General features: G+C 62.2%; 30 protein-coding genes. 12 read left to right on the top strand and 18 right to left on the bottom strand.

Features of this window, described 5'->3' with window-relative positions:
* Positions 1-42 precede the first annotated feature (42 nt).
* The 7 genes from CHR90_RS15180 to tsaB form a co-directional block, all read right to left on the bottom strand.
* Positions 43-1,422 (bottom strand): L-serine ammonia-lyase, encoded by a 1,380-nt coding sequence (locus CHR90_RS15180; protein WP_094409926.1) that lies wholly within the window; start codon positions 1,420-1,422, stop codon positions 43-45.
* On the bottom strand, positions 1,419-2,258 hold the full coding sequence (locus CHR90_RS15175) for a lysophospholipid acyltransferase family protein (RefSeq protein ID WP_094409925.1): 840 nt from the start codon (positions 2,256-2,258) through the stop codon (positions 1,419-1,421). The genes CHR90_RS15180 and CHR90_RS15175 overlap by 4 nt, the downstream gene beginning before the upstream one ends.
* A 12-nt stretch (positions 2,259-2,270) precedes the next feature.
* Entirely contained in the window at positions 2,271-3,125 is an 855-nt protein-coding gene (locus CHR90_RS15170) for a GNAT family N-acetyltransferase (protein WP_094409924.1), read from the bottom strand.
* A gap of 5 nt (positions 3,126-3,130) precedes the next feature.
* Positions 3,131-3,517, bottom strand: a complete 387-nt coding sequence (locus tag CHR90_RS15165) for a Fur family transcriptional regulator (RefSeq protein WP_094409923.1) — start codon at positions 3,515-3,517, stop codon at positions 3,131-3,133.
* A gap of 222 nt (positions 3,518-3,739) precedes the next feature.
* Positions 3,740-4,159: a Ros/MucR family transcriptional regulator gene (locus CHR90_RS15160; protein ID WP_094410199.1), complete on the bottom strand. Its 420-nt coding sequence runs from the start codon at positions 4,157-4,159 to the stop codon at positions 3,740-3,742.
* 140 nt (positions 4,160-4,299) lie between these two features.
* Positions 4,300-4,767 carry a GNAT family N-acetyltransferase gene (locus CHR90_RS15155; RefSeq protein ID WP_170941427.1) on the bottom strand — a complete coding sequence of 156 codons (468 nt, stop codon included), beginning with the start codon at positions 4,765-4,767 and terminating at the stop codon, positions 4,300-4,302.
* Complete coding sequence (gene tsaB, locus CHR90_RS15150; protein ID WP_094410198.1) at positions 4,764-5,492, bottom strand: tRNA (adenosine(37)-N6)-threonylcarbamoyltransferase complex dimerization subunit type 1 TsaB; 729 nt, start codon at positions 5,490-5,492, stop codon at positions 4,764-4,766. Before tsaB ends, CHR90_RS15155 begins: the two co-directional genes overlap by 4 nt.
* A gap of 126 nt (positions 5,493-5,618) precedes the next feature.
* Between tsaB and ddpX the strand changes: the two genes are divergently transcribed.
* From ddpX to CHR90_RS15130, 4 genes are all read left to right on the top strand, one after another.
* Positions 5,619-6,179 (top strand): D-alanyl-D-alanine dipeptidase, encoded by a 561-nt coding sequence (gene ddpX / locus CHR90_RS15145; protein WP_094409920.1) that lies wholly within the window; start codon positions 5,619-5,621, stop codon positions 6,177-6,179.
* A 134-nt stretch (positions 6,180-6,313) separates the two neighbouring features.
* Complete coding sequence (locus CHR90_RS15140) at positions 6,314-7,336, top strand: polysaccharide deacetylase family protein (RefSeq protein ID WP_170941426.1); 1,023 nt, start codon at positions 6,314-6,316, stop codon at positions 7,334-7,336.
* Positions 7,337-7,525: 189 nt separating this feature from the next.
* Complete coding sequence (locus tag CHR90_RS15135) at positions 7,526-7,747, top strand: hypothetical protein (RefSeq protein ID WP_094409916.1); 222 nt, start codon at positions 7,526-7,528, stop codon at positions 7,745-7,747.
* 289 nt (positions 7,748-8,036) lie between these two features.
* A complete protein-coding gene (locus CHR90_RS15130) occupies positions 8,037-8,456 on the top strand; it encodes a hypothetical protein (RefSeq protein WP_141210968.1) in 420 nt (139 codons plus the stop codon).
* Positions 8,457-8,478: 22 nt separating this feature from the next.
* Here the strand turns inward: CHR90_RS15130 and CHR90_RS15125 are convergent, their stop codons facing one another.
* The 7 genes from CHR90_RS15125 to CHR90_RS15095 all read right to left on the bottom strand — a co-directional run bounded on the left by CHR90_RS15125 (position 8,479) and on the right by CHR90_RS15095 (position 14,289).
* Positions 8,479-9,138 (bottom strand): SCO family protein, encoded by a 660-nt coding sequence (locus CHR90_RS15125; protein WP_229671552.1) that lies wholly within the window; start codon positions 9,136-9,138, stop codon positions 8,479-8,481.
* 4 nt (positions 9,139-9,142) lie between these two features.
* Positions 9,143-9,376, bottom strand: a complete 234-nt coding sequence (locus CHR90_RS15120; RefSeq protein WP_141210967.1) for a hypothetical protein — start codon at positions 9,374-9,376, stop codon at positions 9,143-9,145.
* A gap of 39 nt (positions 9,377-9,415) precedes the next feature.
* The gene (locus tag CHR90_RS15115; protein WP_094409910.1) at positions 9,416-10,042 is read right to left on the bottom strand and encodes a peroxiredoxin; all 627 of its coding nucleotides are present in this window, start codon (positions 10,040-10,042) and stop codon (positions 9,416-9,418) included.
* A 62-nt stretch (positions 10,043-10,104) separates the two neighbouring features.
* Positions 10,105-10,539, bottom strand: a complete 435-nt coding sequence (locus CHR90_RS15110) for a DoxX family protein (protein ID WP_094409908.1) — start codon at positions 10,537-10,539, stop codon at positions 10,105-10,107.
* Positions 10,540-10,644: 105 nt separating this feature from the next.
* A complete protein-coding gene (locus tag CHR90_RS15105; RefSeq protein WP_094409907.1) occupies positions 10,645-11,535 on the bottom strand; it encodes a LysR family transcriptional regulator in 891 nt (296 codons plus the stop codon).
* Positions 11,536-11,538: 3 nt separating this feature from the next.
* Positions 11,539-12,810 carry a DUF445 domain-containing protein gene (locus CHR90_RS15100; protein WP_094409905.1) on the bottom strand — a complete coding sequence of 424 codons (1,272 nt, stop codon included), beginning with the start codon at positions 12,808-12,810 and terminating at the stop codon, positions 11,539-11,541.
* Between the two features lie 3 nt (positions 12,811-12,813).
* On the bottom strand, positions 12,814-14,289 hold the full coding sequence (locus tag CHR90_RS15095; protein WP_094410196.1) for an AMP nucleosidase: 1,476 nt from the start codon (positions 14,287-14,289) through the stop codon (positions 12,814-12,816).
* A 181-nt stretch (positions 14,290-14,470) separates the two neighbouring features.
* Between CHR90_RS15095 and CHR90_RS15090 the strand changes: the two genes are divergently transcribed.
* The 4 genes from CHR90_RS15090 (at position 14,471) to CHR90_RS15075 (ending at position 18,434) form a co-directional block, all read left to right on the top strand.
* Positions 14,471-15,256 carry a hypothetical protein gene (locus CHR90_RS15090; RefSeq protein ID WP_094409903.1) on the top strand — a complete coding sequence of 262 codons (786 nt, stop codon included), beginning with the start codon at positions 14,471-14,473 and terminating at the stop codon, positions 15,254-15,256.
* A gap of 130 nt (positions 15,257-15,386) precedes the next feature.
* A complete protein-coding gene (locus CHR90_RS15085) occupies positions 15,387-16,064 on the top strand; it encodes a lipid-binding SYLF domain-containing protein (protein WP_094409902.1) in 678 nt (225 codons plus the stop codon).
* A 1-nt stretch (position 16,065) separates the two neighbouring features.
* A complete protein-coding gene (locus CHR90_RS15080) occupies positions 16,066-17,547 on the top strand; it encodes a cobyric acid synthase (protein ID WP_094409900.1) in 1,482 nt (493 codons plus the stop codon).
* Positions 17,544-18,434 (top strand): hypothetical protein, encoded by an 891-nt coding sequence (locus CHR90_RS15075; protein WP_094409898.1) that lies wholly within the window; start codon positions 17,544-17,546, stop codon positions 18,432-18,434. The genes CHR90_RS15080 and CHR90_RS15075 overlap by 4 nt, the downstream gene beginning before the upstream one ends.
* On the opposite strand, the gene CHR90_RS15070 is transcribed toward CHR90_RS15075, so the two are convergent.
* The 4 genes from CHR90_RS15070 to CHR90_RS15055 form a co-directional block, all read right to left on the bottom strand.
* A complete protein-coding gene (locus CHR90_RS15070) occupies positions 18,431-19,210 on the bottom strand; it encodes an ATP-binding cassette domain-containing protein (protein WP_094409897.1) in 780 nt (259 codons plus the stop codon). The two genes, CHR90_RS15075 and CHR90_RS15070, sit on opposite strands and share 4 nt — an antisense overlap.
* Positions 19,211-19,215: 5 nt before the next feature.
* Positions 19,216-20,052: an ABC transporter permease subunit gene (locus CHR90_RS15065; protein WP_094409896.1), complete on the bottom strand. Its 837-nt coding sequence runs from the start codon at positions 20,050-20,052 to the stop codon at positions 19,216-19,218.
* A 7-nt stretch (positions 20,053-20,059) separates the two neighbouring features.
* Complete coding sequence (gene ssuD / locus CHR90_RS15060) at positions 20,060-21,226, bottom strand: FMNH2-dependent alkanesulfonate monooxygenase (RefSeq protein ID WP_094409894.1); 1,167 nt, start codon at positions 21,224-21,226, stop codon at positions 20,060-20,062.
* Positions 21,227-21,317: 91 nt separating this feature from the next.
* On the bottom strand, positions 21,318-22,292 hold the full coding sequence (locus tag CHR90_RS15055; RefSeq protein ID WP_094410195.1) for an aliphatic sulfonate ABC transporter substrate-binding protein: 975 nt from the start codon (positions 22,290-22,292) through the stop codon (positions 21,318-21,320).
* Between the two features lie 513 nt (positions 22,293-22,805).
* Between CHR90_RS15055 and CHR90_RS15050 the strand changes: the two genes are divergently transcribed.
* From CHR90_RS15050 to CHR90_RS15035, 4 genes are all read left to right on the top strand, one after another.
* Positions 22,806-23,168: a hypothetical protein gene (locus CHR90_RS15050; protein ID WP_094409892.1), complete on the top strand. Its 363-nt coding sequence runs from the start codon at positions 22,806-22,808 to the stop codon at positions 23,166-23,168.
* Positions 23,169-23,598: 430 nt separating this feature from the next.
* Positions 23,599-24,045, top strand: a complete 447-nt coding sequence (locus tag CHR90_RS15045) for a ribbon-helix-helix domain-containing protein (protein WP_170941425.1) — start codon at positions 23,599-23,601, stop codon at positions 24,043-24,045.
* A gap of 155 nt (positions 24,046-24,200) precedes the next feature.
* Positions 24,201-25,025 carry an N-acetylmuramoyl-L-alanine amidase family protein gene (locus CHR90_RS15040; RefSeq protein WP_094409888.1) on the top strand — a complete coding sequence of 275 codons (825 nt, stop codon included), beginning with the start codon at positions 24,201-24,203 and terminating at the stop codon, positions 25,023-25,025.
* Positions 25,026-25,327: 302 nt separating this feature from the next.
* A complete protein-coding gene (locus CHR90_RS15035; RefSeq protein WP_170941424.1) occupies positions 25,328-26,908 on the top strand; it encodes a methyl-accepting chemotaxis protein in 1,581 nt (526 codons plus the stop codon).
* Positions 26,909-26,939 lie beyond the last annotated feature (31 nt).

Below are 26,939 nucleotides of genomic sequence, written 5' to 3'. Positions count from 1 at the left end.
GGGGAAACCCTCTGATCCCCCCCTTGTAAGGCATGAAGCGCGCTAGCAGGCCACCACGTTGACCGCGAGGCCGCCCTGGGCGGTTTCCTTATATTTGGTCATCATGTCGTGACCAGTCTGGCGCATGGTTTCGATCACCTGATCCAGCGACACCCGGTGCGTGCCGTCGCCCTGTAGGGCCAGCGCGGCGGCATTGATGGCTTTCACCGCCCCCATGGCATTGCGCTCGATGCATGGGATTTGCACGAGGCCGGCGATGGGGTCGCAGGTTAGCCCCAGGTTATGCTCCATGCCGATTTCGGCGGCATTCTCGATCTGCGCATTGCTGCCGCCTAGCGCGGCGGCAAGCCCAGCGGCGGCCATTGAACAGGCAACGCCGACTTCGCCCTGGCAGCCAACCTCCGCCCCGGAAATCGACGCGCGGGTTTTAAACAGGCTGCCGATGGCGGTCGCGGTCAGCAGGAATTCGAAGATTTTCTCTTCCTGCGCCAGCTCGGGCCAACAATCCTTGAAATAATGCAGCACGGCGGGGATCAACCCGGCGGCGCCATTGGTCGGCGCGGTAACGACGCGCCCCCCGCAGGCGTTTTCCTCGTTCACGGCGATAGCGTAGAGGCTGGCGCGCTCGAAGGCCAAGGTCGGCGACGGTTGATTGGCGGCAAGGCTGCGCTGCATCGCCCGGTGCAACCCAGGCGCCCGGCGTTTGACGCGCAAGCCGCCCGGCAGAATGCCTTCGGTCGATAGGCCGCGCTTCACACAGGCCTGCATCGCCTCCCATACCCGGCGCAGATGCTCCTCCACCTCGGCCCGTGGGCGCAGGGCCAACTCATTGGCCATAACCATTTGGGCGATGCTGAGGCCGGAGGTCATGCCCATGCCCAGCAGTTCCGCCCCAGAATTGAACGGGAAGGGCAGCACGGGGCCACGCGCCGCCGCGACCTGATCGAACTCCGCCTCGTCCAGAATAAAGCCGCCACCGACCGAATAGGTAATGCGGCTTAGCAGCTCGCCGCCCTCGGCATCATAGGCGGTAAAGCGCAGGCCATTGGTATGGCGCGGCAGGGTTTCCGCCATTTGGAACAGAAGATCGCGGGCTTCAACGAAGGGCACCGGGAAGGCCCCCGCCAGCGGCAGACTCTGCTCGGCGGCAATCCCCGCAAGCAAGGGCGCCACCTGATCCGGGTCGATCTTATCGGGCAGATGCCCCGCCAGCCCCAGGATCACGGCGCTATCGGTGGCGTGCCCTTTGCCGGTTAAGGCGAGGGAGCCGAAGAGTTCCGCCCGCACCTGGGCGACGCGCGGCAATAGCCCGGCGGCGGCCAGCGCCTCGCCGAAGCGGACCCCCGCCTTCATTGGCCCGACGGTATGGGAACTGGACGGGCCAAGCCCGACCTTGAACAAATCGAAAAGGCTAACGCTCATTGGGGCACCAGGGCGGGATCAGAGGCGGGAGGAGGAAGCGACCGGCCCGACAGCGCGGCGGCAAGCCCGGCGGCAATCGTGCTTTCGCAATGGGCGGAAAGGGCTTTGCGGCTCCCGAGGCCGAGCAGCGTGACGGGCGGGTGGAACGTCACCGCGACCGTAACGCGCCCGAGACCAGCGAGACGCACGAGGTGTGGCCCTAGGTCCATATCACCATACCACGCCAAGAACGGGCGCAGCGCCCGGCCCATCGGCATGCCGTTGATCTTGGTATAGGCGACCGACACGGGCTGAACCACCAGCGGCCCATGCCCGGTCTCGAGGGCGGCCACGCTGAACAAGGCGCTTTTGAACGGCAACACGCGGTTACCGTCGCTGCTGGTGCCTTCCGGGAACAGGATCAGATTATCGCCATCCTGCAAGCGGCTGACGATATCATCGCGCTGGGTATGGGTGGAGCCGCGCTTGCGATCAACGAAAACCGTGCGCTGCAATTTCGCCAGCCAACCGAACAGCGGCCAAGTACCGACTTCCGACTTGGCGACAAAACTGCCCGGGATCAGCGCGCCGAGGATGCTGATATCGAGATACCCGCCGTGATTGGCGACAAATAGGGTTGGATGGGCGTGGGACGGGGTACCCGTCACCTCCAACTCCACCCCCAGCAGCCGCAAGCAGCGGCGGTGGTACCAAACGGGAAAGCGGCTGCGCAGCGGCAGCTTCCACGCCACGGCCAGCGCCTGCACGGGCATGCAGAGCGCCGTGAACAGCAGGTAAACCACCAGCCGGAAAACCGCCAGCGGAAGGGAACCGATGCCCGCCATCAGACCGCTCATGGTGCTATCGGCTTACGCCACGCCAGCGGGTTCATCACCATCGCCGACCGACGGGCCACCGGTGGTGCGGCTGTAGTGATTGAAATATTTATCCGTCACCAGATCGGTCTTCACCAGAATGCAGACATCGACGGTATTGAACTGATGATCGATCACCGCGCCATCGCCGATGAAACCGCCCAAACGCAGATAACCTTTGATCAGCGGCGGCAGATCGGCCAGCGCCCGCTTCATATCGATAGCGTCTTTCGGCATGCGGTCGAGCGCAACGAACCGGTCCGGCAGCGCGCGCGGGCGCATCTCTTCCGGCGCCAGATGATAATGATGCAGGTACGACAGGGCCAACTTATGCGCATCGGGGTCCACCCCCGGCAGACTGGCGCAGCCGAACATCAGCGCAATATCATAATGAAAAACATAGGAGGCAATGCCCCGCCACAGCAACTGCATGGTCGGGCGGGTCCGATAGCGGGTATCGACGCAGCTCCGCCCAAGCTCCAGCAGATTGCCCTTCAGCGCCAGCAGCGGGGCGATATTGAACTCGTCCCTTGTGTAGAAACCGCCTACGGCATCCGCTGCCGGCTTGCGGATCAGCCGATAGGTGCCAACGACGGCATCCGCCCCCTCGCCCAGAGAATGATCGAGCACCAGCAGATGATCGCACTGCGCGTCATAGGCATCGACATCGCGACGGGCGGCCTCGGTCGTCGCATCGGGCTTGGCCTGCATTTCTTCGTAGAAAATGCGATAGCGCAACGCTTGCGCAGCATCCAGTTCCGCCGCTGTTTCTGCCAGCCGGACTTCCAGCGAGCCGGTCTTAAGATCGCCCGCAAGTTTGGGCGTGACCGGTGCTACCCCCTGTCCCATATGGATCAGTTACCTTTCGCGGGTTCGTTCTTATCCAGGCGGACACCATAAAGTTCCAACCGGTGATCCACCAGCCGATACCCCAAGGTTTCGGCGATCTTACGCTGAAGCTCTTCGATTTCCGTATTCTGGAACTCGATAACGGCCCCGGTTTCCACATCAATCAGATGATCATGGTGTTCTTCGGGCAGTTCTTCGTACCGGGCGCGGCCATCGCCGAAATCGTGACGTTCCAGGATATTCGCCTCTTCAAGCAGGCGAACCGTGCGGTAGACGGTGGCGATTGAAATGCGCGAATCGAGCGCCGTCGCCCGCCGGTACAGCATCTCCACATCGGGATGATCGGAGGCATCGGACAAAACGCGCGCAATAATGCGGCGCTGCTCGGTCATTTTCAGACCTTTGTCGATGCATAAGCGCTCAAGGCGCGAGAGTGTTTCCTGTGGCACGAAAAGCCCTCCTCCCTTGCCTCTCTATATACTCGAAACCTCCGGCGCTCCGCATCCCCCTTGTGACGGGCGGCGCGGGAAGTGGCCTTATATAGAGGCAGATACACGAACGGCGGAAGGTTTTATCCTTCCGCCGTTCGTTTTTGAGCGCTTTTCAGCGAGGGCTTATTTGCCCGACCCGCGACGCGAGCGCGTCCCAAGGCCAATCTGCTTCGCCAGCGAGCTGCGCTGGGTGGCATAATTCGGCGCCACCATCGGGTAATCGGCGGGAAGATCCCAACGTTCCCGATACTGTTCCGGGGTCATATTGAAGGCGGTTTTCAGATGACGCTTCAGCATCTTCAGTTTTTTGCCGTCTTCAAGGCAGATGATGTAATCGGGCGTAACCGATTTCTTTACGGGAACTGCAGGAACCGGCTTTTCCGGCGCCACTTCAACAGGAGTACCCAGATTCGTTAACGCCGAGTAGACTTGGCGGATAAGACCTGGCAAATCTCCGACAGGCAGGGAGTTATTGGACAAATAAGCGGCAACCACGTTTGTGGTCAGCGCAGTAAGGTCTCGCGAAGTGCTGCTATCCGACATTGTTAACAATTCCATGTCGCTTGATACTGCGCAATGTATAAAGCCCTTAGCGCGGTGTTGCAATCCTTTTGCAAGTCCATTCGTTAAAAAATTGAATGCAAAGCCTTAAAAATAAATTTCTTGAAGTGGATATCGGTTAATCAGGTTAGCAAATCACGCCGCATCACCAAGGCCGCTTCGCGTGAACCATCCAAATGGGTGTAATAATCCTTTCGACGCCCTACCTGTCGAAATCCGAATGATTCATACAAACGCTGGGCGGGATTATTTGTCTCCGCCACCTCTAAAAACAGAACATGGCAGCCCAGTACCGCAAGACGGGCGCAAAGACCAGACAAAAGCAGCTTCCCGACCCCTTGTTGCCGCGCTTCCCGCAAAACGCCGAGGGTCAGAATTTCGCCCTCCCCCACGGTTAGGCGCGTTAGCGCAAAGCCCAGCGGCCGATCCCGCCAATCGAGCGCCAGTAGACCAAACACACCGCCGCCCTGGATAAGATCGAGAAATGTCTGGGGGCGCCAGCCGTCTTCAAAGCAGGCACCGTGCAGGGCCGACACCAGCGACACATGGGGCAACCCGAGATCGACCAGGCGGGGCGGCGGCGGGGTCACGCGCCCCCCGGCCCACGCAAATGTGGCAGCACCCCGCCCCCTTGCGGCACCACCGCGTCGGGCGGGCGCAGATAGAGCGGCGAGGCCGGGGGCAATTCCGCGCCGCCCGCCTGCCACTGCCGCACCGCGCAGGCGGCCACCGCCGCAATCGGCAAGGGGCCACCCGGCCCCCGCGTGAGCGCCAGACCATCGAGGCTGGGCAAAGCGGCGGCATCCCCGGCGACCATCAACGGCCCCGGTTCGTCCGCCGTTACCCGCTCCGCCAAAGCCCGCACGGCCTCGGGGCTCAGAACCTGCGGCGAGGTCAGCGCCGCGCCCCCGGCGTTGAAAGCTTGGGCAAAAACATCGTGGCGCTTACTATCCAGCAGCACCAGCAGCGGCCCGGGGTGATCGGGCGCAGCGGCAAGAACCGCCTCGCGATGCGCATCGAAACTTCCGACCCCGAAAACCGGACGCCCGGCCGCCAGACCGATCCCGCGCGCCGCCGCCAACCCCAGGCGAATGCCCGTGAAGGAGCCGGGACCAACCGTCGCCGCCACGGCCGCAAGATCGGGAAAGCCGATCCCGGCGCGCGCCCGCACCTCGGCCACCATCGGCAGCAAGGCTTCGACCTGACCGCGCTGGAGGATCAGGCTATCGCTCGCCAGCACCTCCCCCCCCGGCAGGGCGACAAGGCCAACCGAAACGGCGGCGCCGCTGGCATCGAGCACGAGCAGTGCCGTCATTGCAGCCCCTCCCGCACGCGCCCGGGGTGGCAGGCGGGCCGTGGCGATGCTATCACCCAATCCGGCGCCAAATTCGGCCATCGGCTAACGCCGGTCGGCCAAGCTGCCTGCAAAGGAAACTGTCGAATGTCGTTGGTTCGCATAACGCCCGATCTATACTCCGTAGACATCGCGCTTGCCTATGCCACAGTCAATAATGTGACGGGCAAACCGATTTATGCGCAAGCCGACTGTTACTTGCAGACGGATGCCGCCGCCGCACTTCGCCGCGCCGTCGCCTTGGCCGCGCCGCTGGGCTATCGGTTCCGCATTTTCGATGCCTTCCGCCCGCCCGAAGCGCAATGGGCTTTGTGGAACTTTGCCCCCAATTCCGATTTTGTTGCCGATCCGCGCAAAGGCTCGCCCCACTCGCGCGGCGTTGCCATCGATTTAACGCTGATCGACGGCGACGGGCGGGAACTCGATATGGGCACCCCCTTTGATGATTTTACCGAACAATCCCACCACGCCCGGACCGACATTAGCCCTGAGGCCCAGCGCAACCGGCTGCTGCTGCTCGGCCTGATGTCGGCGGCGGGCTGGGATTTTTATGCGAAGGAGTGGTGGCATTATCAACTGTTCAACGCCCGCAGCTATCCGCTGATCAGCGATAGCGTTCTGCCCCGGCGGATGATGCCCCAGGAATAGATGCGGCATTGGAAAGACTGGACAAATCGCGTCGTCCTCCCCAGGGTTGGGACCGGGGGGACACGATGATAATGATGCACGCCCGCACTCGGCGGCGCAGCGGCAGACTGAAACGCCTATGGCGCCGCGTCATAATGGCGGCCACGCTTGGGCTGGCCTGCCTGTTGCCCAGTTTGGCCGCAGCCCAGACGGGGATCGACGCGACCTTGCCGCGCGCGGTCATTCTTAGCTACAGCCGCGTCGGCGATGAATCCGGGGTCACGGGCTCGAACATCTCCATCGAGAATTTCGAAGCCCATTTGGCCGAACTGCGCAGCGGCGAGTTTACCGTGCTGCCCGTGCCGGACATTATCGACGCCCTCCGCGCGGGCCGCCCATTGCCCGATAAAACCGTGGGCATTCTTTTCGACGAGCCCCATAGCTCCGTCTATACCACCGCTTGGCCGCGCCTGCGCGCCGCCCGCCTGCCCGCGACCCTATTCGTCGCCACCGATACGGTGGACCGGGCGGGGGCGGATACGCTGTCTTGGTCCGAGATCCGCGATATGGCCAGCGAAGGGCTGGAACTGGGCAATCAGACCGCATCTTACCCTCATATGCTGGGGATTGAGCGCGCCTATCTGCTCGGTCAGATTGCCCGCGCTGCCGACCGTATCCAGGGCGAAACGGGCCGCAAGCCGACCCTATTCGCCTATCCCTATGGCGAACATGACGCCGCCGTGCGCGCCTTGGTCGCGGCGGAAGGCTATAGCGCCGCCTTTGGCCAGCAGTCGGGGGTGGCCCACGCTAGGCTCGATCCCTTCGCCCTACCGCGCTTTGCGATGAACGACCCCTTCGCCTCGGTCGAGCGGCTGCGGCTGGCCGTGCAGGCCTTGCCGCTACTGGTGACCGACGTCACCCCGGCGGAAATGGCGCTAGACAGCAACCCGCCCGCCATCGGCTTCACGCTCGATCCAATGATGGGCGCAAATGCGATTTCCGCCCTCGCCTGCTTCGTCTCCGGCGTCGGGCGGGCGGATGTCACCGAACTGGGCGACCGCCGCATCGAAGTGCGCCCGCGCGACACCCTACCCACCGGGCGGTCGCGCCTCAACTGCACCCTTCCCGCCAACGAGGGACGGTGGCGCTGGTTCGGCATGCAATTCGTGGTTCCCTAACGACGAACGACAGAATCGGAGCCTGGAGACGGGACTCTTATCAGGGCACCGCGTCTTTTGCGCAACAGAGCGGCACAAATGCCAGCCCGTTTGACCTTTTTGCGTCAAAAAAGAGTCGCAAATTTTCTGTGACAACCTATATGCTGGACTCCGAAGAACTCTTTCTCGCGGGTTGACAGGAGACACAGAATGATTGTCCCACCGATCAATCCGGTTGTCGTTGCTATGGCGGGCGCCGCCCAAGCCAAGGCGCAACCGGCCCAACCGCCGACGTCGGCACAAACCCAACGCGCCACAAAGCCGGCCCCGAAGTCCGAACAAAATAAGATGCGCGACAAGCGTGATCGTGATGAAGAACGCGACGTCGATCTTCGTCAGCAGCATCGCCACGCGCTGGACCTCAGCATCTAACGCTACACTGTCCGGCACTGGCTGGGATTTTGACAGGTCCGCCCGACCATCACAGGGCGGACCTATTGGCGTTTACGCATCCTAATATGCTCAAAGACGAGTCGAAACTGACACGACCGTCATATTCAAAACTAATCGTCAAAATATTCATCGCATTTTTGATAATTTATTCTTAAGCATTTGCATCGTATTAGGGATGCGATTCTATCACGGCCAAGTCACAGCCGGGGCCTTTGTTTACCTGCGGCATTTTGGTAAGATGGGATATTCCGTCGCGATGGAGACTAACATGACTGAATTTTCAACCTCGTCCGGCGCGAATACCCTCAACGATCAAACGGACTATACGATTGAAGCCCGTATTGGTGGGGAGTGGGTCGCGCAGCAGGAAGCCCGGAGCCTGGAAACGGCCTTGATCCAGGTGCGCAGGCTCGTCCCCAGCCTAGGGGCGGAAAATCTGCGGATCGTTTCTGATGCCGAGAATGGCAAACGCCGCCTCTACTCCGTTCAATATAATGCGACCCCGCAGGCATCCCGCTTGCCGCCGATCGCCCTGCGCCGCCAGTTGGATGGCATCAAGGGCGCGCCGATTGGGTCGGCCGCCACCCGCCTTGGCATGCTGGTCGCCCTTGGCGCCGCCTGCGGCCTTGTCGGCGTTATCGTCTTCCAACTGTTGCATATGATCGACGGGTTGATCGTCGGTCATTGATCCGGTCTGCGCGGGCGCGGGCTTAACCTTGCAGCGCCCGGCGCACCCCTGCGGCGATTTCCTCTGGTTTGCTCTCGTGGGTGAAATGGGCTTTATAGGTGCCGTCTTTGCCCATCAGAAAAATAATGGACGAATGGTCCATTAAATAATCCTTCTGATCTTTGGTCTGGTCGGACTTGCGGTAATAAACGCGATAGGCCTTCGCCGCGACCGACACTTGGTCCGCCGTGCCAGTGAGGCCGATCAGATCAGGATGGAACTGCGCCACATATTCCTTCAGCACCGCCGGGGTATCACGCGCCGGGTCGATAGTCACGAAGACCGGCGACACCTGCACCCGGTCGGCATCGCTAAGCGCATCCAGCCCTTCGGCCAGCCGCTGTAAGCCGGTGGGGCAAACATCCGGGCAGAAGGTATAGCCGAAGTAAATCAGCATCAGTTTTCCAGCGAAATCGGCCTGGGTGCGCGTCTTGCCGTCCTGATCGACGAGGGTGAAGGCGCCGCCGACCAGCGGTGTGCCGCTGCTCTGGCCCTCGCGCGCGGCGCCGATGGGCCGGTCGGTCGTCAGCAGCGCCGCAATCGCGCCGATCCCGGCGACCACAACCATCACCCCGGCAATCACGAACAGGCGCAGCCCCGCCGGCATGGCTGCGGGGGCCTTCGGCTTGTTCGGTTCGGTCATTCGCTTATTCCTCTCCATCCAGGGCGCGGCTGAGATCCAGCACCTGCCGCCCGGTTTCCGTCAACACATGGGGCGCATCGTCGCCCGGCGACAAGGGGCCAGAGGCCGCCACCAAATCCTGCCCAGCCAATTCCCGCAGGCTAGCCCGCACCCGCCAGAGCGGCAGGCCAGTTGCCGAGGCCAAAACCGGCGCCGGGACGGGCGCAGGCTCTAAGGCCGTCAACAGGTCGCGCGCCACGCGCGTCAATGTCCCATCGGGGTTAAGGCAGGGCATGGGTCAGGGGCGTTGTTTCAAGAACCAATCGGCGCCGGTCCCGCGTTCCGCCGCCCCTTCCAGCGTGCGCGGTGCGGGTTCGAGCAAGGCTTGCCCCGGCTGCCAATCGGCGGGCGCGGCGGCCCGGGCGGCGGCGGTCGTCGTTAAGGCCGTGACGAGGCGCACCACCTCCTCGATATTCCGTCCGACGATCATCGGATAATAGATCATCGCCCGCACTTTGCCGTCGGGATCGATCACGAACAGGCAGCGGCTGGCTTCCGTGCTGCTTTCGCCCGGCATCAGCATCCCATAGCGGGTGGCGACGGCGCGGTCGTGGTCGGCGAGCACGGGGAAGGGAATGGCGGTGCCGAACTGGGCTTCGATGGTCCGCAGCCACGCGATATGGCTATACACACTATCGATGGAGAGGCCCAAAAGCTGACAGTTGAGCGCCGCGAGCCGGTCGGCGGCCTTGGCGAGCGCCACGAATTCGGTGGTGCAGACCGGCGTAAAATCGGCGGGATGGGAGAAGAGCACCAGCCAACTGCCGCGAAAATCGCGCACCGAAAGGCGACCATGCGTGCTGTCAGCCTCGAAATCCGGGGCAAAATCGCCAAGACGCGGCAGGCTGATCGGGGTTTCGGACATAAAAAATCCTCCAGGACCGAGGCCCTGGAGGGGAGCAAGTTTAGACCTATCGGTCAAACGCTTTAAGCGCGGACCAGACCCGGCAGGCTGGTCGGCAGCAGACGGCCAACTGAATAAGCCCCCGGCCCCAGCAGCGCCTGAACCACCAGCGTCACGGTCCAGAAGGCCGGATATTCCCAACCACCGTTCGGGGCGTTGAACACCCAGCCATTCCCGGCGTGCAGGGCGGTCGCGCCGAGCAGGATGGGAATCAGGCCAACGGCGGCAAGACGGGTAAAGACCCCGGCGATCAGGGCCAGACCGCCCAGCACTTCGGCCAGAATAACGAGATAGGCGAAGGCGGCGGGATAGCCGACCGAGACGAAGAATTGCGCCGTCCCGGCGGGGGTGAAGGTCATAACTTTCAGAATAAAGCCATGCGCGAAGGTCATCAGGCCGAGGGAGACGCGCAGGAGCAACAGGGCAAGATCGGTTTTCTGCGAAGCAGCGACAGACATGGGATTTCTCCAAAAACGAGAAAGAGTGTTTTCCTGGCGCTGACGCTACTTTACACCGTCCATCTTGAAACCCGGTCAAATTTCAGCGGTATCTATCGAAATTTTCTATGGAGTGAGCATCGCATCCCAGAGCCACCGCCCGGCTGGTCCCAGGGCGACGGAGGGTTTGCGGACGAGATGCATCGGTAACCACTCCGTCACGCTGCGGGTAATGCCGCAGAGGTGGAGGAGGCGGCCCGAGGCGATATCCTCCGCCACCAAATGTTCCGGCATATTGCCCCACCCCAGGCCCGCGCGCAGAAACTCCAGCTTGGTGCCAAGGTCAGATAAGCGCCAAGTTTTGGCCGAATAGACGGCGTAATCCTGCCCTTCGGTCAGACGGCTGCGGTCGGTCAGCACCAGTTGCACTTCGTCGGGCAGCGCCGATAAGCGCTCGGCGCGGGGCATTTGCGCGAGGGAATGATGGGGCGCCGCAACGGGGATAAGCCGGATCGGCGGCAGCGGATCACCCATCAGCCCATCGGGCCGGAACGGCATGGAGCCGATAACGCCGAATTTCGCCCGGCCCTGAATAACCTGTTCGGCCACCGCGCCCAAGACTTCAACCCCAACGCGCATGGTCACCGTGGGAAAACGCTGGCGAAACTCCGCCAGCACCTGCGCTAGGCGCGGCACGGGGTACATAACGTCAATACAGATCGACAGTTCCGGCTCCAGCCCATCGCGCAGGCCCGCCGCCCGCGCGTGCAGCCCTTCGGTGCGTGCCAAGATCGCCTTGGCGTCGGCCAGCACCGCCGCGCCGTGATCGGTCAATTTCGGCGTATGGCCGGAGCGGTCGAAGAGGGTCAGGCCCAACTGGCTTTCAAGCGTGGTGATGGCATAGCTGACGGCCGACTGCGCCCGCCCCAACTCCCGCCCCGCGGCGGAAAAACTGCCGAGTTCCACCGCGCGGGCAAAAACCCGCAGTTGGTCGAGGGAGATGGTTTCGAGGTTCATGGGTCAGCCCAGCCAATAGCGGTCGATCAAAAACAGCGCCAGCCCCGCCACCCCACCGACGATTGTGCCATTGATGCGGATAAACTGAAGATCGCGCCCGACCGCCCGTTCCAATTCGGCGGTCACGGCGGCATCGTCCCACCCGGTCACCGTAGCGGCGATATGATCGGCGGCGAGCGGGCGGGCGTCGGCGATCATCCCGCGCACCAGGGCCTCCGCCTGCGCCGTGACGGCGGCCCGCAAGGCCTCGTCGGTCCGCAACCGCCCGATCTGTGTATCGATGACGGTCAGCAGCCCCGCCTGCAACCGGGGGCGGGCGGCGGTTATGGTGGCGGTCGTCTGCGCCCAAAGACCGTCGAAAGCCGGATCGAAGCGCTCGGGCGCCAGCAGATGCCGCTTCAGCCCGGCGAAGGTCGCGGCCCAATCCGGCCCTTCGGTCACGCGATGGGCCTGCTGCAACAGCGTCGCGTGGACCTGCTGCGCCAGCTCCGATCCGGGGGTGCGGAGCTGGGCCAAGCGGGCGGTGGCATCGGCCAAAATCGCCTCCGCCAGCGCGTCGCCCACCCGGCGGGCAATCGCCCCATCGGCCAATGAGGTCGGGTCGATCCCGAGCAGGCGGGTGACGCCGGAATCGAGCTTATCGGCGAGATAGGCGACCACCCGGTCGCGCAGGAAGGCTTCGATGCGGGGCCGTTCGGCGATCAATTGCGCTTCGCCCCAGGCCGCTACCCGGTCGAGCAACGGCAGATAATGACCCTCGTGCAGAAAAGTAAACAGCCCGTCGCGGGCGAGCGGGGCGAGGTCGATACCGTCAAGAAGACGGTGAATTTCCGCCTTGGCCCCTGCCTTAACACCCGCCCCCTGTAAGGCGATTTCCGCCTCGCCGAGCAGGCCATCGACGGCCCGGGACAGTCCCGCCCGCACGTCCGCCCGCGTCAGCAGATCGGCCAGCCGGGTCGGCACGTCGGCGCCGGTCACGCGGCGGGCGAGCGTCTCGGGATCGAGAAACTTGTCGCTGACGAACCCGCCCAACCGTTTACCGATCCGCGCCTTATTGCGCGGTAGCAGGGCGGTATGGGGGATCGGCAGCCCCAGCGGGCGGCGGAACAGGGCGGTGACGGCGAACCAATCGGCCAGCGCGCCGACCGTCGCCGCTTCCGCCATCGCCCGCAGGGCAAGGCCCCACACCGGCGGCTGCGGCCACAGGCTGAGGCCGATAAAGGCCGTCGCCGAACCGACCAGCAGCCCGTGCGCGGCCCAGCGGATGCCGCTCATCGCTTAGCGGAAGCTCGGCTCGTCAAAGCTGCGTAGCTTACGGGAATGCAACTTTCGCACCCCTTCCGCCCGCAGAATATCGATGGTTTCGATACCGATTTCCAAATGCTGGGCGATGCGCTCCCGGTACATAGCGTTCGCCATACCGCGCAGCTTGATTTCGCCGTGCAGGGGTTTGTCGGACACGCACAGAAGCGTGCCGTAGGGAACGCGGAAGCGGAAGCCGTTGGCGGCAATCGTCGCCGATTCCATATCCACCGCAATCGCGCGCGATTGGTTCAGCCGGGCGTAAATATCCTGGAAGCGCAGCTCCCAATTGCGGTTGTCGGTGGTCAGCACCGACCCGGTGCGCAGGCGGCTCTTGAGGTCCGCCCCTTCCAGCCCGGTGATCTTGGCGACCGCCTGTTGCAGGGCCACCTGCACTTCGGCAATCGGCGGCACCGGCACATAGGGCGGCAGATCGGCATCCAGCACTTGATCGTCGCGGACATAGCCGTGCGCCAGCACGTAATCGCCCAGGAACTGACTGCGGCGCAGCCCGGCACAATGGCCCAGCATCAGCCAGCAGTGCGGACGCAGCACGGCGAGATGATCGGTAATCGTTTTGGCGTTCGACGGGCCGACGCCGATATTGACCATCGTAATCCCCAGCTTGTCGGGCCGGGTCAAATGATAGGCAGGCATCTGCGGCAGGTTGACCAGCGGCGTGCCGCTGGCGGGCTTATCGGTCAGGCGGGGATTGGGGGTAAAAACGTCGCCGGGTTCGACAAAACTATCGTATTCATCCCCCTCGGCCACCAACCGCTTGCCGTAGGCGCAGAACTCATCGACGTAGCGCTGATAATTGGTCAGCAGTACGAAGCGCTGAAAATGCTGCGGGGCGGTTGCCGTATAATGGCCCAGGCGGGCAATGGAATAATCCACCCGTTCCGCCGTAAACAGCGACAGCGGGCGCGGCAGCCCTTCCGCCGGGGTATGGGTGCCGTTGGCGATCGAATCGTCGATCACGTTAAGGTCGGGCAGGGCGAAGCGCTGCGCCATCGCCCGCACTTGGGTTTCGGTCACATCCGCCGTGGCATTTTCGATGACGAAAGGCAGCGGAATCGGGCGCTTGCTAACGCCAACATAGACCGGAACCTTATGGTTCTGGATCAGCAGATGGATCTGATCGCGGTAGTAATCCGCCAGCAAAGACGGGCGCGTCAGCGTCGTGCCATAGGCACCGGGATCGACGGCGACGCCATAGGCGAAGCGCGCATCCAGATGCAGATCGGCAGCGGTGACGGTAATCCCAAGATAGGGATAGTAAGCGCCGTTCGGCACAATATCGCCGCCCTTGGCCAGCGCCTCGAACCCAGCGCGGATATGCCCGGCGGAACGATCATAAATTTCGGCGATGCGCGCCAGCGCGGCATCGGCATCGGTAAAGGCTTCAACGCCGTCGGCGACGGCGGCATGAGGAGCCCGCGGGTCCATCATTTTCATCTCTCTCTTCGTTTCAGTACCGTTCTATACCACCAAACTCGGCGGTTTGCTAAGAGGGCTGCCGATGGGTAGAAATATGTAATTTTATCGAAATATTTCAAAATTACCGATAGTTGACCTCACCGGCTCTTTCTCGCACAACCCTGACCAACACCGAATAAGTCAGGAAACTCCCATGAAAATGCGGCTAACAATCGCGGTTATTGCCTTGATCTTCAGCACCTCTGCCCCAGCGCAGACTCTGAAAATGGCGGCTTTTTCTGATAATACGCACGCCTATTACCATGCACTGCTGGTTGAAGCACTGGCCGCTGCGCAAAAACCGGTGACGGTCGAGCGCCGTTTGGACGTGCCGCAGCCGCGCATCGGCTCGATGCTGGAAGATGGGTCGCTGGACGTGCATTGGTTCGTCCAATCGCCGGAGCGGGACCAAAAATTCGTCGGCGTCGCGGTGCCCCTAACCAACGGCTTGATTGGTCAGCGCGTGTTGCTGATCCGCCCCGTCGATCAAGATCGGTTTGCCGCGATCCAGTCAGTCGCCGATCTCAAGGCCAGCGGCTTGGTCGGTGGCTTTGGTCAAGGCTGGTTTGACGTTGCGGTCTGGAAGGCCAATAGCCTGCCGGTCATGGAACAGGCGGGCGAGTGGCGGACCCTCTATAAAATGGTCGCCGCCGGGGACCGGAAGGTCGATTATTTCTCGCGCGGGGTGACGGAGATCGGCGCCGAAGCGGCGACCCACCCCGATCTCGCCATCGAGAAAGACTTACTGCTGGTCTATGACCGCGACTTCCGCTTCTACCTGTCGCAGCAGGCCAAGGATTACGCGGCGCCGCTGGCCGAGGGCCTCGCCCGGTTACAGCAGAGCGGCAAGCAGGCCGAGTTGCTGAAGACCCATTTCGGCGCGGCCCTAAGCGCCTTAGGGATGGACACTCGCCGCAAGCTGGTTCTGACCACCCCGTAATCCCCTATGCGGCCGGGGCCAGCGTAACTTTCTGGCCCCGGCGGTGTTTGGCGATGGGCAACGCCTTACATTCGTCTTATTACCGGGCTAAGAAAATACGCCCGGAAGGCGCTTGAAAAGGAGAAGCCCGATGTTCCGCATGACCGCCCTGGCCGCCAGCCTGATGCTGGGCCTGATGATGATCGTAAAGCCGGTGCTGGCGAACGATCAGCAAGAACTGGTCGATCGCGCGAAAATCAGCGTCGATAGCCTGCGTTCCGACGCCAACCTCGGCAAGCCAATCAATAATCTGCTGAAGCGCGCCTATGGCGTGATGATCTTCCCGAATATGTTCAAGGCCGGGTTCATCCTGGGCGGGGAAGGCGGCAACGGCGTGCTGCTGGTCAAAGGCCCGGACGGCACTTGGTCATCCCCCGCGTTCTTCGGCATGGGGTCCGGCTCGCTCGGCCTTCAGATTGGGGTGCAGCAGTCGGAAGTGATGCTGATCATCATGAACGAAGGCGGCTTGCGCAAAATCCTCAATAATTCGATGAAGCTCGGCGCCGATGCCTCGGTGGCGGTCGGCCCGGTCGGTGCGGGGATCGAAGCCTCGACCACGGCCAATATGTCCGCCGATATATATACCTACAGCAAGGCGGCCGGTCTCTTCGGCGGCGGGTCGCTGGAAGGCAGCGTGCTTAGCCCGCGTGAAGAATGGAACAACGCCTATTACGGCAGCGGCGCCACCACGCGCGCCATTACCGTCGAACGCAAGTTCGAAAACTATGGCTCGAACAATTTGAAAGCGGCCCTCAACAGCCGCGAATAGGATGACGGCCCGTCGCCCCCCTGCCCTGATGCTGCAAGGCACGGGGTCGGACGTGGGGAAATCCTTACTGACGGCAGGATTAGCCCGCGCCTTCACCCGGCGCGGGCTTTCCGTGCGCCCGTTCAAGCCGCAGAATATGTCGAACAATGCGGCGGTGACGCCCGACGGCGGCGAGATCGGGCGGGCGCAAGCCTTGCAAGCGCGGGCGGCGCGGGTACCGCTGTCGGTCCATATGAACCCGGTCCTGCTGAAGCCGGAAACCGACCGGCGCGCGCAGGTCGTTGTGCAGGGCCGCGCCCTCGCCCCGGCCGAGGCCGCCGATTATCAGGCGCTGAAAGCCCGGCTGTTGGGATCGGTTTTAGAAAGTTTCGCCCATCTGGAGGCCGAAGCCGATTTGGTGCTGGTCGAAGGCGCGGGCAGCCCGGCGGAAATCAACCTGCGCGCGGGCGATATCGCCAATATGGGCTTCGCCCGCCGCGCCGGGGTGCCGGTGGTGCTGGTCGGCGATATCGACCGGGGCGGCGTGATTGCGGCGCTCGTCGGCACGAAGACCGTGATCGACCCGGCGGATGCGGCGCAGATACGCGGCTTCATCGTCAATAAATTCCGGGGCGACGTTCGGCTGTTCGATGGTGGGCTGACCGCGATTACCGAGCGTACCGGCTGGCCCAGCTTCGGCGTGGTGCCCTGGTTCCGCGACGTCGGCCTGCTGCCCGCCGAGGACGCGGTGACGCTGGAGCGGCCCATCCCGCAGGCGGAGCGCCCCTTGCGTATTGCCGTGCCGATGCTGTCCCGCATCGCTAATTTCGACGATCTCGACCCGTTGAAGGCCGAGGAGGATGTGGCGGTCATCTTCACCCCGCCCGGCCAACCGCTACCGCGCGACGTTGATCTCATCCTGATCCCCGGCAGCAAGGCGACGCTCGCCGATCTCGCCTTCCTGCGCGCCCAAGGCTGGGATGTGGATATTATCGCCCATTACCGCCAAGGCGGGGCGGTCTTCGGGATTTGCGGCGGCTATCAGATGCTGGGGCGCCGGGTGCATGATCCGGCGGGGATCGAGGGGGTTCAAGGTAGCCAGCCGGGACTCGGCCTGCTCGATGTTGAAACCACCCTGGCGGGCGATAAAATTCTGCGCCCGGTTTCAGGAACCTCCGTCACCGGCACGCCGCTTTATGGCTATGAAATCCATATCGGGCGCACCCAGGGGCCGGATACCGCCCGCCCGCTGCTCACCCTGCCGCACGGGCCGGAGGGGGCGCAGTCGGCCGACGGCAGCGTCGGCGGCTGTTATCTGCATGGGCTATTTGCCAGCGACGCCTACCGCGCCGAGTTTCTGGCCCAGTTCCGCCCCGAACGACGGGCGGCGTTAGGGTTCGAAGCCCGGGTTGAAAGCGTGCTGGATGGGCTGGCCGACCATCTTGAAACGCACCTCGACCTTGATGGGCTGTGGGCCGTCGCCCAAACGCGGGGCGGCGCATGACCCGCTTCGACACCATCGTCATGGTCGATTGGAGCGCCGCCGCCACGCCGAAAACCGGCGCGGATTCGATTTGGGTGGCGATATCGCGCCCCGGGGATCGGGTGCCGAAGCTGTTCAACCCACCGGCGCGGGCGGCGCTGTTTCCGACACTGGTGAGCCTGCTGGCTGAGGAAATCGCAGCGGGGCGCCGGGTGCTGGCGGGGTTCGATTTCGCCCTCGCTTACCCGCAGGGGTTCGCCAAAGCCCTCGGGCTTGATGGGCCGCCGTGGTCGGCGATTTGGGCCTTGCTGGCGCGCGCCATTCAGGACGGGCCGGAGAATCAGAATAACCGTTTTTCGGTTGCCGCCGCCCTTAACCGTCGCATCGGCGCGGCGCCCGGCCCCTTCTGGTCCTGCCCGCCAAAAGCCGCCGGGCCGGATTTGACGACCACCCGCCCGCCCTGGAACCCCGCTTGGGGCGTGACTGAAACCCGCTTGGCGGAAAAACTCGGCAAGGCCCATTCACCGTGGAAACTCTATACCACTGGCAGCGTCGGCGGGCAGAGCCTGATGGGCATCCCCTTCCTTTATCGCCTGCGCCACGATCCCGCGCTCGCCGCCCACTGCCGCGTCTGGCCGTTCGAGACGGGGCTGACCGTGCCGGAGGCCCCGTTGGTGCTGACGGAGATTTTCCCCTCCCTGCTACCCATCCCCGCCGACCGCCCCGACCTCGGCCCGGCGGGCGCGGTGAAAGACGCCCGGCAGGTGGCCGCCCTCTGCGATTGGGTGCGGGGAACCGATCTTACGCCTTATTTCACCCTGCCAGGTCTCGCGACGGCCGAGCGGATTCGGGTAACGCAGGAAGAAGGGTGGATTTTGGGGGTTTTAAGCGAGAGGGCGACGGATTAAATCGCATACTCCGGCGCCCCCAGGTCGTTCTTCAACAGCAGCTTTAGAATCCGCTCTTCAAGCTGGGCCAGGGCGATGCTCCCCCGTCGGCGCGGGCGCGGCAGGGGCACCTCCAGATCGAGCGCGATGGCGCCGTCTTCGATCATCACCACCCGGTCGGCCAAGGCCAAAGCCTCCGACACATCGTGGGTGACCAGCACAGCAGTAAACCCCTGGTCCTGCCACACCCGCTCCAGCAGCCCTTGCATTTCGATCCGGGTCAGCGCGTCGAGCGCCCCCAAAGGTTCGTCCAGGGCCAGCACGCGCGGGCGGCTGACGAGGGCACGGGCCAGGGCCACGCGCTGCTTTTGCCCACCGGAAAGGACGGAGGGCCAATCATGGCCCCGCGCCTCCAGCCCAACTGCGCGCAAGGCTTCGAGCGCCTGGGCCAGCGCCCCCGGTTTGCGCCGGGCCGCGCCGAGGCCGACTTCGACATTGCGCAGAACGGAGGCCCAGGGCAGCAAGCGCGGTTCCTGGAACATCAGGCGGGTATGCTCCGCCTCGCCCGCTGGGACCGCGCCGATCTCGACTTGACCGCTGGTTGGATCGTCCAGCCCAGCAATCAGACGCAGCAGCGTGCTCTTGCCGCAGCCGCTGCGCCCGATGATGGCGACGAACTGCCCAGCAGGAATATCGAGATTGATGCCGTGCAGCACGCGGGTCTCGCCGAAGGATTTTTCGGCGCCGCGCACGTGAATGGCGTCGGCGGTAAGGAGATCGTGGCGCAAAGCGGTCATAGCGCTTACTCCGACCGAAAGGCGGCATGCCAGCGCAAGGTTTTGCGCTCCAGCAGCCGGGCGATACTGTCGGCGAGCTTGCCGAGCAGCGCGTAAATGAGGATGGCGAGAACGACCACATCGGTCAGCATGAATTCCCGCGCGTGCATGGCGAGATAGCCGAGGCCCGATTGCGCGGCGATGGTTTCGGCCACGATCAGCGTTAGCCACATCAGCCCCAAGGCATAGCGCAACCCGACGAAGATCGACGGCAGCGCCCCCGGCAGCACGACGCGGGCAAATAAATCCCAGCGGTTCATGCCATAGGATTTGCCCATTTCGACCAACTGCGGATCGACCGTGCGAATCCCGTGGAACGTATTGACATAGATCGGGAAAAACACTGCGAGGGAAACGAGGAAGAGCTTCGCCCCCTCCTCGATCCCAAACCATAGGATGACCAGCGGGATCAGCGAGAGCGCCGGGATATTGCGGATCATCTGAATGCTGGTATCGGTCAGCCGCTCGCTGAGGCGGGAGAGACCGTTCGCCAACCCGAGCAGAAAAGCGAGGCTGCCACCGACGGCAAGGCCCGAGATCGCACGGGTAAAGCTAACCCACAGATGGGTCAGCAATTCGCCCGTGCCGATCAGCGTTACCCCGGCAGTCAAAACTTCCGAGGGCGCGGGAAGGAGCGCTGCGGTCAAATGCCCGGTGCGGCCCAAGAGTTCCCACACAAGCAGCAGTAAGCCGGGCAACAGCCAGGGGAGGGCTGTCTGCCCCGCGCGCCGCAGATCAAACCGAAGGCGGGGAAGGCGGCCCGGCGGGGCGGCCTGCGCCGCCGTCTCGCTGACGCTGGTCATCGCACCCTCACGAGGCCGAGGCGCGCGCCGGGGTGATCCCCGTGCCGCTGGTGCCAAACTCGCCCGGTTGGGTGCCGTGGTGGCGGGCTTTATTCGGCGCAATGCCAAGCGCCGGGAACAGCAGTTCCGCGACCTTATAGGCTTCTTCGAGATGCGGGTAGCCGGAGGCGATGATGGTTTCAATCCCCAGCGCCTGATACTCGCGTAGCCGCGCCGCCACCTGTTCCGGCGTGCCGACCAGGGCCGTCCCCGCCCCGCCGCGCACCAGACCGATCCCGGCCCAAAGGTTCGGCGCGATGGTCAGCGCCGCGCGAGAACCGCCGCGATGCAGCGCGCTCATGCGCTTTTGCCCGATGGAATCGGATTCTTCGGCGAATTTCTTCTGGGCGGCATCGATGGCCGCCTGCGGAATTTTGGCGATCAGCGCATCGGCGGCGGCCCAGGCTTCTGCCTCCGTCTCGCGGACAATCAGATGAATGCGCAGCCCGAAGCGCACCTGCCGCCCGCGCGCCGCCGCTTTGGCGCGCACCTGATCCAGCTTTTCCCGAACCTGGTCCAAGGGTTCGCCCCAGGTCAGATAAACGTCGGCATGTTCCGCCGCCACCTCCTGCCCTGGTTCAGACGAGCCGCCAAACCAGACCGCCGGCGGGTTTTGCACCGGCGGGAAATCGAGCTTCGCCCCCGTCACCCGCACATGCTTTCCGTCGAGGCTAACCGTTTCCCCAGCCAGAAGGCGGGTGTAAACCGACAGAAACTCCGCCGTATGCTCGTAGCGCGCATCATGGGAGAGGAAGATTCCGTCGCCCGCCAGTTCGGTGGCATTGCCGCCCGACACAATATTGACGATGTAGCGCCCCTGGCTCAACCGGTCGATGGCCGCCGCCTGCCGCGCGGCCAAGGTGGGCGAGAGGGTGCCAGGCCGCAGGGCAACCAGGAACTTCAGCCGCTGGGTATGGCTCGCCAGCGCCCCCGCCGTGATGAAGGGATCGTCGCAGCCGCGCCCGGTCGGGATCAGCACGCCGCCGAAGCCGAGCCGGTCAGCGGCCTGGGCGATTTGCTTCAGATAATCGAAGTCCGCCGGGCGGTGGCCGTCGAGGGTGCCGAGGTAGCTGCCGTCGCCGCTGACGGGGATGAACCAAAATAGATCAAGCGGCTTCAAAGGGGTAATGCTCATGGGAACTCTCGCGAGAAAGGGGAAAGAGGGCGCGCGGGACCACGTGGGAACGCCCCGCGCGCCGCCCTGGACTTAAGCGGGCCGGGAAGGGTCAGCTCGCGGGCGTCCAGGACCAAACGATGTCCTTGACCGTGATCGGCTTCGGGATCAGGCCCAGGCGGTGGAAGCGGTCGGCGATGCGCTGCTGTTCGGCCACGACGGCGGTGGAGACCGGCGAAACGGCAAATTCCGTGCGGGCGACAGCGCGGCGCTGCGACTCGAGATCAACGCCGGTAATTTCCGACAAGGCTTTCGCGACAGCCTCCTGATCCTGGGAAGCCCAGCGCGCCGTATCGACCAAAACTTCGTTAATCGCGCCGACGATCTGCGGGTACTTCTGCGTGAAATCCTTATTCGCCAAGAAGAAGGAATTCTGCGTCACGATCCCGCGCGCCAGCGACAGAATGCGGGTGTTCTTCGATTTTTCGGCGATGGCGAAATAGGGATCCCAAATCGTCCAGGCATCGATGGCCCCGCGCGCAAAAGCGGCGGCGGCATCGGCGGGCGGCAGATAGACCGGCTCGATATCCTGATAAGTCAGCCCCGCTTTTTCCAAGGCCGCGATGGTGAGATTATGGGCGGAGGAGGCTTTGGCGAAGCCGACCTTCTTGCCCTTTAAATCGGCCAGGGTCTTGATTGGTGAAGTGTCGGCGACCAGTACCGCCGCCCCGGACCCGGCGGCTTCTTGGGCAGAGACATAGAGAAGGTTCGCCCCGGCGGCCTGGGCAAAAATCGGCGGCGCATCGCCGGTCGTGCCGAAATCGACCGACCCGAGGCCAAGGGCTTCCAACAGCGGCGGACCAAACGAAAACTCGGCCCATTTAACCTCGATCCCAAGGGGATTGAGCTTGGCTTCCAGCGATTTACGCTGCTTTGCCAAAATCAGCAGACCATTTTTTTGATAGCCGATGCGCACCTCTTTCGGGGTGGCCGTCTGGGCGGCAGCCGCCCAGGGCAGGAAAACGGCAGCCGACAGGGCGAGCAGCCCGGCCGTAACGGCCCGGCGAGCGGGGGAAAAGCGTTCCATGAAACGATCCTTGCAGTCGAAAGGGGCCGCGCAGCCGAACCCCATCAGCAGAGCCGACGGCGCAGCAGGGTTAAGGGCGTGACCTGCGCAAACGCGAACGCTTGCGCCGATGCCGCATCAAACTCTTTGAAACAGCGACGCCCGAGGGCGGGGGACGATCAGTCGCGACGGCAACAACAGCCAACCAGCAACGTCCGGCAGGCGGCGGCAAGCTGTGGCGTCAAACCAGGACGAGCGACCATCGTTCAATCCCCATCGTAAAACCCTAAACGGGCGAGGCAGACCGCCCCCCACGATGATCCCCGCGGGCCGGTCTATGGGGAGAGCTTGGTCAAATCCATCATCCTAGTCAATCTATAATTTTTATAGATCATATGGATTTACAATGCATCTTGTTGCGCCTCCCCTGGTAAAACACCCAGCCAAAGGATTGAAACAAAAAACATATTTAATTTTATCCGCCTAGGCTGCCCATGATACCGTAAAGAGCTAACATCACCTCTGGGGGAAAACATGCGTGTTTTTACACTTGCTGCCGCCGCAACGCTTTTGATCACTTCGGGGAGCGCCCTGGCCCAATCGAAACAGGACTTTCGCCTGACCAATAAAACTGGGTACACGATCGATAAGGTCTATGTTGCGCCGTCAAAGAGCAATGATTGGGAAGAAGATGTTTTGGGCCGCGATACGCTGGCGAATGGGGAATGGGTTGATATCACCTTCCCCAAAAAGAATCAGGTCTGCTCTTACGATCTGAAAGTCGTTTATGACGATAATACACCCGTCGAATGGTATAATTTCGATCTCTGCGAAATTTCTAAAATCTCGATTTTCTACAGTAAGTCTGAAGATAAGACTTGGGCTAAGTACGAATAACGCCAAAATCGGCGGCAGCGATGCCGCCGAATCCTTGTTTGGTGGACAAATGACTCCACAGGCATCGAAGCCCTGTGATTAAATTAACACCAAATGCAATAACAATCTTATAAGTCACAATTCTTGATACGATCACAACCGACCATCATAGCGAAAATCGCTTTTCATTAACCATATAACTCCATTTACAGCACTACAAGCTGTATAGAAATATGCGCACTGCTGATACTGGGCCTGGATAAATGGATATGCACGCTCGAGATTTATGGGATTAGTTGCAAATTGTTTTGTTAGCCTTGAGTTTTAACCGCGCTTGCGGCACTGTTACGCACACAATGATGTGCGATCCGCCTTAGCCTGATTGTCCGCTTGCCATCCAAGATGCGCACGGGACTTGGAAAAGGCGATTCATTAGCAGGAACTGCGGATAGTGACGACGAGTGATAGTGATGAAGGGGCGCGTCATCGCCGAACGGTGATCGTGTCGGGGCGACGGACCAGTATTAGTGTTGAAGTCGCCATCTGGGATGCTTTGACCGATATTTGTAAGCGCGAAGAATGCACGCTGTCCGACTTGCTAACCCTGATCGATCAGCGGCGGCTGGGGGCTAGTCTGGCGTCGGCCATCCGGGTTTTTTCGATTTTTTATTTCCGGGCGATCGCCGCTGTGGCGTCCTCATCAGGGGCTGCCCCGGCGCCTCGTTTAGCCGAGGCTGCGGCCCCCTTTGATATCGCCTCTGCCGGATTCCAAGCCCCGCCCCCGGTGGCCGGAGGGATTGCCCTGCTCGACCCCGTGCTGGAGGCTTTTGAGGCCAACCGCCGCGAACGTCTCCAGGCGCTCGCGGCCGAAACCGACGCGGAAGCCCCCAATACCTAGCATGAGCTTTTCGGCTCAATACCCTGCCAGGCCTATATAAATCACAAAATACCGGATTTGTTCCGATTGACGCCTCCCCGGGTATGACTTAGAAAAGTCAGTAGCTTATCAGGCATTCTTGCCATTCCAGCGGAATTCGGACGGGGTGAGCGGTCATGACGTGGGACCGGCGGCGATTTTTAAAACAGGCGCTTTTGGTCGGCGGCACGTGCCTGCTGGCGGAAGAAGCCTTCGCCCAGGCGGCCCAGCAACTTCTGACCAAGGCGTCGGCGGGTAAAACGGCTAGCAAGACCCCGGTGATCCCTAAGAAGATCATTGCGATTGATGCGGGGCACGGCGGCAAGGATCCGGGGGCCATCGGCGCCCAGGGAACCTATGAAAAGCTGATCACCATTTCGGTTGCCCGTGAGCTTGCCCGCCAGTTGGAAGCCACGGGCCGTTACACGCCGATCTTAACCCGCCGCAACGATACCTTCGTTGCGCTAGGGCAGCGGGTTGTCGCCGCGCGGAAGGCGAAATCGGCACTTTTCGTTTCGCTGCATGCCGACTCGATTCCGAATAACCCCGATGCGCGCGGCTTTTCGGTCTATACCTTGTCGGATAAAGCATCGGATTCGATGACGGCCGCCCTCGCCGACCGCGAAAATGCCGCCGATTTTGTCGGGGGTCTCGATCTTTCACAGCATTCGCGGCAGGTGAAAACCATTCTGCTGGACCTGATGCACCGCGAAACGACGAATAGTTCGCTGGCGATGGCCCATGCGACCTTGGCCAAAATGACGCCCGCCTTCCCGCCGCTGCAAAAGCCGCACCGGCAGGCGAATTTCGCCGTGCTGCGCTCGCCAGATATTCCATCGGTTTTGGTCGAGATGGGCTTCCTGTCGAACCGCGACGATGAGCGCGCCCTGCGCGAAGACAGCTATCAGCGCAAGCTGGCGGGGCGCTTGACGGCAGCGGTAGATAGTTTTTTTGCCGCTTAACCCGGTCTGAAATCCTGATGCAACTGCGAACGCCACCCCCTGGGTGGCGTTAAACATTTTGTCGCAAGAATGGCTTCAAACTTTCTTGCAGGGCAATATTCTGATATCTTCAATTCAAAGTCGTATCATTGCGCCTTATGCGTCTCGTAAGGGTTTGCAAGAAGCACTTACGGATATACCGCCGGAGCTTTATCATGCTGAATAAGTTAAGTGTTAAGGGAAAGCTCTGGCTTATCCTTGCAGTGTCCGCACTCTCTATTGTTCTCGTCGGTGGCGTAGTTATTTACGTTATGCGCGCGCAGATGATGGAGGACCGCGTTGCCAAGTTGCGGGCGGCTGTGGAGCTTGTTCATACGACTGCGCAATATTTTGAAGGGCAGGTTTCGCAGGGCAAAATTACGCGAGATCAGGCCTTGACGCTGTTTCATGATCATGTTTCCGCCATGCGCTATGACGGCGGCCAGAATTACGTTGCCGCCGCAACCCTGCAAGGCGTGATGGTCATCAATCCGGTTGTCCCGCATCTGGAGGGAAAGGATGCGACGGGCCTGAAAGATAGTCGTGGCACGCCAATCATCACAACGCAAATGGCGTTGATGAAGGAAAAACCCGAAGCGACCTTCGATTATTATTTTCCAAAGATCGGCAGCCCGGAACCGAAGCTAAAAATTAATTATCTTAAACGCTTCGACCCCTGGGGGATTTATCTAACCAGTGGTGTCTATATCGATGACGTTGATGCAGTGTTCTACGATTTGACCAAACAGATCGGCGGGCTTGCCCTGATCCTGTTGGCCGTGACGGCGGGTATTCTCTACATCATTGCCCGCAATATCACCCTGCCCCTGTCAGCGATTGACCGGCGCATGGCTGACCTTGCCGCAGGCGACCTGACTAGCCGTATCGAGATTGGCGACCGACGCGACGAAATCGGGCGCATGGCAGAAACGCTGCGCGCCTTTCAAAGCCAGTTGCAGGAAGCGGAAACCTTGCGGGCAGACGTAGCCCGCGATCAGCAAAGCAAGCTCGATCACGCCCGCGAGATCGAAGCGAGTGTTTTACGCTTTGAGAAAACGATTGGCAGCGTCATTGCGGAAGTAAATGCCGCCGCCGCCTCCCTCGAAAACACGGCGGAGGGTATGGCCGGTACATCCCAGCAGACGTCGCAGCGCTCGTCCGATGTCGCCGCGTCGGCAGAACAGGCCACCCAAGGCGTGCAGACGGTCGCCTCGGCCACCGTCGAACTGACCGCTTCGATCTCTGAAATTGGTCAGCGCGTGTCCGAATCGACCCGCATGATCGAACAGGCGGTCGATCAAACCCATAGCAGCGATGAAAAAGTGCGCGAACTCGCCGTTACCGCCGACCGGATCGGTACTGTCGTGCAATTGATCGCCGATATTGCCGGACAAACGAATCTCTTGGCCCTCAACGCCACGATCGAAGCCGCGCGCGCCGGGGAGGCGGGTAAGGGGTTCGCGGTCGTTGCCTCGGAAGTCAAGGCGCTGGCCAGCCAAACCGCCAAGGCAACCGAGGAGATTTCCGCCCAGGTCCAAGCGATCCAGGCCGCCACGCAAAGCTCGGCGACGTCGATCCAGCAGGTAACGGCGACGATGCTTCAAGTGAATTCCACTAGCGGTATCATCGCCACCGCGGTTGTCAGCCAGGGCGCGGCGACCGAAGAAATCGCCCGCAATGCTCAGGAGGTGGCGCAGCGCACATCCGACGTGTCGGCGATGGTCGGCGATGTTTCCAGTGCGGCGCGCGACCTGCAGCGATCAGCCGAACAGGTTCTAACGGCCGCCGCCGATCTGCGCCGCAGTGGCCATCAGCTTGATACGCAAGTGAATGACTTCCTGCGCACGGTTCGCGTCGCCCGCTAAGTCTAAGAAAATTTTCACGCCCCAGCCCCGG

Source organism: Elstera cyanobacteriorum (genome assembly GCF_002251735.1).
GTDB lineage: Bacteria > Pseudomonadota > Alphaproteobacteria > Elsterales > Elsteraceae > Elstera > Elstera cyanobacteriorum.
The sequence above is the reverse complement of the archived record's forward strand: the minus strand, read 5'-3'. Positions and strand labels throughout refer to the sequence as shown.